This window comes from Allobosea sp. RAF48, from assembly GCF_052114025.1.
In the GTDB taxonomy this organism is placed as follows: domain Bacteria; phylum Pseudomonadota; class Alphaproteobacteria; order Rhizobiales; family Beijerinckiaceae; genus Allobosea.
In genome coordinates this window covers 387,431-393,430 of the sequence record NZ_JBFRDZ010000006.1, presented here as the reverse complement: position 1 = coordinate 393,430, position 6,000 = coordinate 387,431, and the positions used below count along the sequence as shown (strand labels likewise).

General features: G+C 65.6%; 5 protein-coding genes and 1 tRNA gene. All 6 read right to left on the bottom strand.

Features of this window, described 5'->3' with window-relative positions:
- A partial coding sequence (gene lpdA, locus AB4Z10_RS14490; RefSeq protein WP_441471078.1) for a dihydrolipoyl dehydrogenase occupies positions 1-1,292 on the bottom strand: 1,292 nt, incomplete at its 3' end.
- Between the two features lie 15 nt (positions 1,293-1,307).
- A complete protein-coding gene (locus AB4Z10_RS14485; protein ID WP_441471077.1) occupies positions 1,308-2,660 on the bottom strand; it encodes a pyruvate dehydrogenase complex dihydrolipoamide acetyltransferase in 1,353 nt (450 codons plus the stop codon).
- Positions 2,661-2,675: 15 nt separating this feature from the next.
- Positions 2,676-4,073: a pyruvate dehydrogenase complex E1 component subunit beta gene (locus tag AB4Z10_RS14480; protein ID WP_441471076.1), complete on the bottom strand. Its 1,398-nt coding sequence runs from the start codon at positions 4,071-4,073 to the stop codon at positions 2,676-2,678.
- A gap of 60 nt (positions 4,074-4,133) precedes the next feature.
- Positions 4,134-5,222, bottom strand: coding sequence for a pyruvate dehydrogenase (acetyl-transferring) E1 component subunit alpha (pdhA, locus tag AB4Z10_RS14475; RefSeq protein WP_441471075.1), 1,089 nt, complete (start codon positions 5,220-5,222; stop codon positions 4,134-4,136).
- A 174-nt stretch (positions 5,223-5,396) separates the two neighbouring features.
- Complete coding sequence (locus AB4Z10_RS14470; protein WP_441471074.1) at positions 5,397-5,708, bottom strand: FtsB family cell division protein; 312 nt, start codon at positions 5,706-5,708, stop codon at positions 5,397-5,399.
- A gap of 69 nt (positions 5,709-5,777) precedes the next feature.
- A tRNA-Lys gene (locus tag AB4Z10_RS14465) sits at positions 5,778-5,852 on the bottom strand.
- Positions 5,853-6,000 lie beyond the last annotated feature (148 nt).

Genomic DNA, 6,000 nt, shown 5'->3' with positions numbered 1-6,000 from the left:
ACTTCCGGGCCGACCAGATGGGCGCCGAGCAGCTTGCCGGTCTTGGCGTCGAAGATCGTCTTGGCGAGGCCGCTGTCCTCGCCGAGCGCGACCGCCTTGCCGTTGGCGACGAAGTTGAAGCGGCCGACCTTGATCTCATGGCCGGCGGCCTTGGCCTTCGCCTCGGTCAGGCCGACACTGGCGATCTGCGGGTGGCAATAGGTGCAGCCCGGGATCATCAGCTTGTCCATCGGATGCGGATGCAGCCCCTTGATCGCCTCGACGCAGATCACCGCCTCATGCTCGGCCTTGTGGGCCAGCATCGGCGGGCCGGCGACGTCGCCGATGGCGTAGATGCCCTTGACGTTGGTCCGGCAGAAATCGTCGATGACGATGCAGCCGCGATCGGTCTTCACGCCGAGCGCCTCGAGCCCGATGTTCTCGATATTGCCGACGACGCCGACGGCCGAGATCATGCGGTCGGCGGTGATCGTCTGCTTGCCGCCCTTCTCGTCCTCGATATGGGCGGTGACGGAGTCGGCCGATTTCTCGACCTTGGTCACCTTGGCCGATGTCAGGATCTTCATGCCCTGCTTCTCGAAGGCTTTTCGCGCGAAGGCGCCGATCTCGGCATCCTCGACGGGAACGACCTGCGGCAGCACCTCGACSACCGTCACCTCGACGCCCATCGTCCGGTAGAAGGAGGCGAATTCGATGCCGATGGCGCCGGAGCCCATCACCAGCAGCGATTTCGGCATCTTGGCCGGGACCATCGACTCGAAATAGGTCCAGATCAGCTTGCCGTCCGGCTCGAGGCCAGGCAGCGCGCGCGGCCGGGCGCCGGTCGCGACGATGATGTGGTCGGCGGTATAGGTGCCCTCGCCCTTGGCGTTCTTCGGCACCGGCCCYTGCGGCTGCATCGCCGGCTTCTTGGTCGGCGCGACCGCGATCGTGCCGGGCTTGGYCAGCTTGGCCTCGCCCCAGATCACGTCGACCTTGTTCTTCTTCATCAGGAACTGGACGCCGTTGTTCATCCGCACGGCGATGCCGCGSGAGCGCTTCACGATCGCCTCCAGATCSGCCTTGAACGAGCCTTCCAGGACCAGCCCGTAATCCTTGGCRTGCTCGCCRTARTGCAGGATCTCGGCMGAGCGCAGCAGCGCCTTGGTCGGGATGCARCCCCAGTTCGAGCAGATRCCGGCGAGATGCTCGCGCTCGACGATCGCGGTCCTGAAGCCGAGCTGCGCGGCCCGGATGGCGGCGATGTAGCCGCCGGGGCCGGAGCCGATGACGATGATGTCGTAGTCAGCCATGATCGTTCTCCGACCTCACACCAGCATCGCCATGGGCTTCTCGATATAGCCCTTGAACGCCTGCAGCAGCTCGGCGCCGAGCGCGCCGTCGACGGCGCGGTGGTCGGTCGAGAGCGTCACCGACATCACCGTCGCGACGGCCGGCTGGCCGCCCTTCACGATGACGCGCTGCTCGCCGGCGCCGACGGCCAGGATCGTCGCATGCGGCGGATTGACGATGGCCGCGAAGTCCTTGACCCCGAACATGCCGAGGTTCGAGACTGCCGTCGTGCCGCCCTGATACTCCTCGGGCTTCAGCTTGCGGGCCTTGGCGCGGGCCGCCATGTCCTTCATCTCGTTGGAGATCTGCGACAGSSTCTTGTGGCAGGCATCGCGGATGATCGGCGTGATCAGACCGCCCGGAATCGAGACGGCGACGCCGACATCGGCATGCTTGTGCTTGAGCATCGTGTTCTCGGTCCAGGACACGTTCGCATCCGGAACGGCCTTGAGCGCCAGCGCCAACGCCTTGATCACCATGTCGTTGACCGAGAGCTTGTAGGCCGGCTTGCCGTCCGTTTCCGGCGCTGCAGCATTGAGCTCCGCGCGTAGCTTGAGCAGCGCGTCGAGCTCGCAGTCGACCGTCACGTAGAAATGCGGGACGGTCTGCTTGGCCTCGGTCAGGCGGCGCGCGATCGTCTTGCGCATGCCGTCATGCGGGACCTCCTCATAGGAGCCCGGCTCGAACAGCTTCTTGATCTGTTCGTCGGAGGGGCCGGCAGCAAGCGGCGCGGCGGCGGGCTTGGGCGCAGCCGGAGCGGCAGAAGGCGCAGCCGCCGGGGCGGCCTTGGCTCCGCCGCCCTTCCTGGCTGCCTCGACATCCTTCTCGACGATGCGACCATGCGGACCAGTGCCGTTGATGGCGGCAAGATCGAGCCCGGCGTCCTTGGCGATGCGGCGCGCCAAGGGCGAGGCGAAGGGCCGGCTGCCGTTGGCCTTGGCGGCGGCGGGAGCGGACGCAGCCGGGGCAGAAGGCGCCGCCGCGGGAGCCGGAGCCTCCGCCTTCGGCGCTTCAGCCTTCGGAGCCTCAGCCTTCGCGGGCGCAGTGCCGGCAGCCGCGGGGGCGGAGACGCTCTTGGCATCCTCGCCCTCGCCGGCGATCACGCCGATCACCTCGTTGACGGCGACATCCGCCGTGCCTTCCGGCACCACGATCCTGGCGAGGATACCCTCGTCGACCGCCTCGACCTCCATGGTCGCCTTGTCGGTCTCGATCTCGGCGATGATGTCGCCGGACTTGATCGTGTCGCCTTCCTTCTTCAGCCATTTGGCGAGATTGCCCTTCTCCATCGTCGGAGAGAGCGCGGGCATCAGGATGTTGGTTGGCATCGGTCAGCCCCCTTCTCAGCGATAGCAGACGGCCTTGGCCGCCGCGATGACCTCGCCGATGTTCGGCAAAGCGAGCTTCTCGAGATTCGCCGCATAAGGCATCGGCACGTCCTTGCCGGTGACGCGGGCGACCGGGGCGTCGAGATAATCGAAGGCCGCTTCCATGATCTTCATGCCGATCTCGGCGGTGACGCCGGACTGCGGGAAGCCCTCCTCGACCGCGACGCAGCGATTGGTCTTCTGCACCGAGGCGATGACGGTCTCGATATCCATCGGGCGGATCGTCCTGAGGTCGATGACCTCGGCCTCGATGCTTTCCTTGGCCAGGGCCTCGGCGGCGCCGAGCGCATAGGTCATGCCGATGCCGAAGGAGACGATCGTCACGTCCGTGCCCGGGCGCACGACCTTGGCCTTGCCGATCGGAATCAGGAAGTCGTCGCCCTTCGGCACGTCGAAGGACTTGCCGTACATGATCTCGTTTTCGAGGAAGATCACCGGGTTCGGGTCGCGGATCGCGCTCTTCAGCAGGCCCTTCGCGTCGGAGGCGCTGTAGGGCACGACAACCTTGAGGCCGGGCACGTTCGAGTACCAGGCGGCATAGTCGTGGCTGTGCTGGGCGCCGACGCGGGCCGCTGCACCGTTCGGGCCACGGAACACGATCGGTGCGCCCATCTGGCCGCCGGACATGTAGAGCGTCTTGGCGGCGGAGTTGATGATGTGGTCGATCGCCTGCATGGCGAAGTTGAAGGTCATGAACTCGACGATCGGCCTGAGGCCCGAGAGCGCCGCGCCGACGCCGATGCCGGCGAAGCCGTGCTCGGTGATCGGCGTGTCGATGACGCGCTTCGGCCCGAACTCCTGCAGCAGACCCTGCGTGACCTTGTAGGCGCCCTGGTATTCCGCGACCTCCTCGCCCATCACGAAGACATCGCCGTCGCGGCGCATCTCCTCGGCCATGGCGTCGCGCAGCGCCTCGCGGACCGTCTGGCTGACGATCTCGGCGCCCGCCGGGAATTCGGACGAGGCGTCGTAGGCCTTGGCCTGGGCCGGGACGCTCTGCGGCGCACTGGCGGCAGGCGCCTCCTCGGCCTTCGCCGCCGGAGCGGCCTCGGCCTTGGGCTCGGGCGCCGCCGCCTTGGCCCCGCCGCTTGCCGCGGCGCTGACGTCCTCGCCGTCGGCGGCGATCACGCCGATCCGCGTGTTGACCGCGACATTGTCGGTGCCATCCGCGACGAGGATCTTGGCGAGGATGCCCTCATCGACCGCCTCGACTTCCATGGTCGCCTTGTCGGTCTCGATCTCGGCGATAATGTCGCCGGGCTTAACCTGATCGCCCTCTTTTTTCAGCCACTTGGCCAGTTTTCCTTCCTCCATGGTGGGAGAAAGGGCAGGCATGAGAATGTCGATCGGCATGAACGCACCCGGATTCTAAAACGCGGGAAAGACGGTGAGCGGGCCAGAGGCGCGGGGCTTTCAGCCCTGCGCCGGCTCCAGCAGAATGTCGGTGTAGAGCTCGGACGGATCGGGCTCGGGGTCATGCGTGGCGAACTCGGCCGCGTCGTTGACGACCTCGCGCACCTTCGCGTCGATCGCCTTGAGCTCGTCCTCGCCGATCTTGAAGTCGCGGATCAGGCGGGCGCGGACCTGCTCGATCGGGTCGTGCTCCTCGCGCATGCGCTGGACTTCGTCCTTGGAGCGGTACTTCGCCGGGTCGGACATCGAGTGGCCGCGATAGCGGTAGGTCTGCATCTCCAGGATGTACGGCCCCTTGCCCGAGCGGGCGTGCTCGATCGCACGCAGGCCGGCCTCGCGCACGGCGCGGACATCCATGCCGTCGACCTGCTCGCCGGGAATGTTGAAGGAGATGCCCCGGCGCGAGAAATCGGTCTGGGCCGAGGCACGGGTGACCGCGGTGCCCATGGCGTAGCGGTTGTTCTCGATGATGAACACGACCGGCAGCTTCCAGAGCTCGGCCATGTTGAAGCTCTCGTAGACCTGGCCCTGATTGGCCGCGCCGTCGCCGAAATAGGTCAGCGATACGGTATTGTCGCCGCGATACCAGTCGGCGAAGGCCAAGCCGGTGCCGAGCGAGACCTGCGCGCCGACGATGCCGTGGCCGCCGTAGAAATTCTTCTCGCGGCTGAACATGTGCATGGAGCCGCCCTTGCCGCGCGAATAGCCGCCGCGCCGGCCGGTCAGCTCAGCCATCACACCGCGCGATTCCATGCCGCAGGCCAGCATGTGACCGTGGTCGCGATAGCCCGTGATGACCTGATCGCCATCCTTGGAAGCCATCTGCATGCCGATGACGACGGCTTCCTGGCCGATATAGAGGTGGCAGAAGCCGCCGATCAGGCCCATGCCGTACATCTGGCCGGCCTTCTCCTCGAAGCGGCGGATCAGCAGCATCTCGTGATAGGCGTGGAGGTCTTCGTCCTTGGTGAAGCTCGGCGTGTTGCTGAGCGCGGCGGAGGCCTTGCCCGCCCCCTCCTTGGCACTCCGCGCCTTCGCGGCGGCTTTCGGTTGAGCGGGAGCTTTCGACTTACGCGCAGCAACAGCCATCAGGCGGCCCTCCAAGGTCATCTGATCTTTGTTTTAGAGGATCACAAAAACCTTGGCGAGCACGCTATCTCGCAATGCAGCATGGCTTAAGTCGCTGGAAAATCAGCGATCTATCACCTTAACCGATTTTCAGTTAATCGATACGTCTGGGACTATGTGCCGTATCGTCAGAACTCAGCGTCCCATGATCACGACGTCGTTCTTGTGCGTGCGGCCGAGGATGGCGCGCGCGTTCTCTTCCAGGAGGTCGCGATCGACCGCCTCGTCTCTGACCAGCGAGAGGCGATGTTCCCAGGATTTGCGCTCGGCGACAAGCCCGGCGAGTTCCGCCTCCATATCCCGCAGCGATTCACGGACGGCGCCGCGCGCCTCGAGGCCGCGCGCGCCATGCTGCGCATGGAACATGAAATAGGCCACCGCTGCTCCCGAAACGAGATAGAGCGCCAATGTCACGAAGATCGAGCGGAGACCGCGGCGGATAACCATGGCGCCACGCTAGGAAAACTTGGTTTCCGGCGAGTTAACGGAGGGCGCGGCCTGGGAATTTTGCTGTTCTGGTGAGCGGGGTGGGGATCGAACCCACGACCACATGATTAAAAGTCACGTGCTCTACCACTGAGCTACCCGCCCTCACCGAGGCGCTGACATACGGAGCCATGCCGCCCGGGTCAACTCGTTCGATGAAATCGTCACCATCTCAAGCGCCGCCAGCCCTCCGACAGACGAAACCGGGCGTTTTCTTGCGGCATCGCAGCATCGGAACTGCTGGACGCCCTCC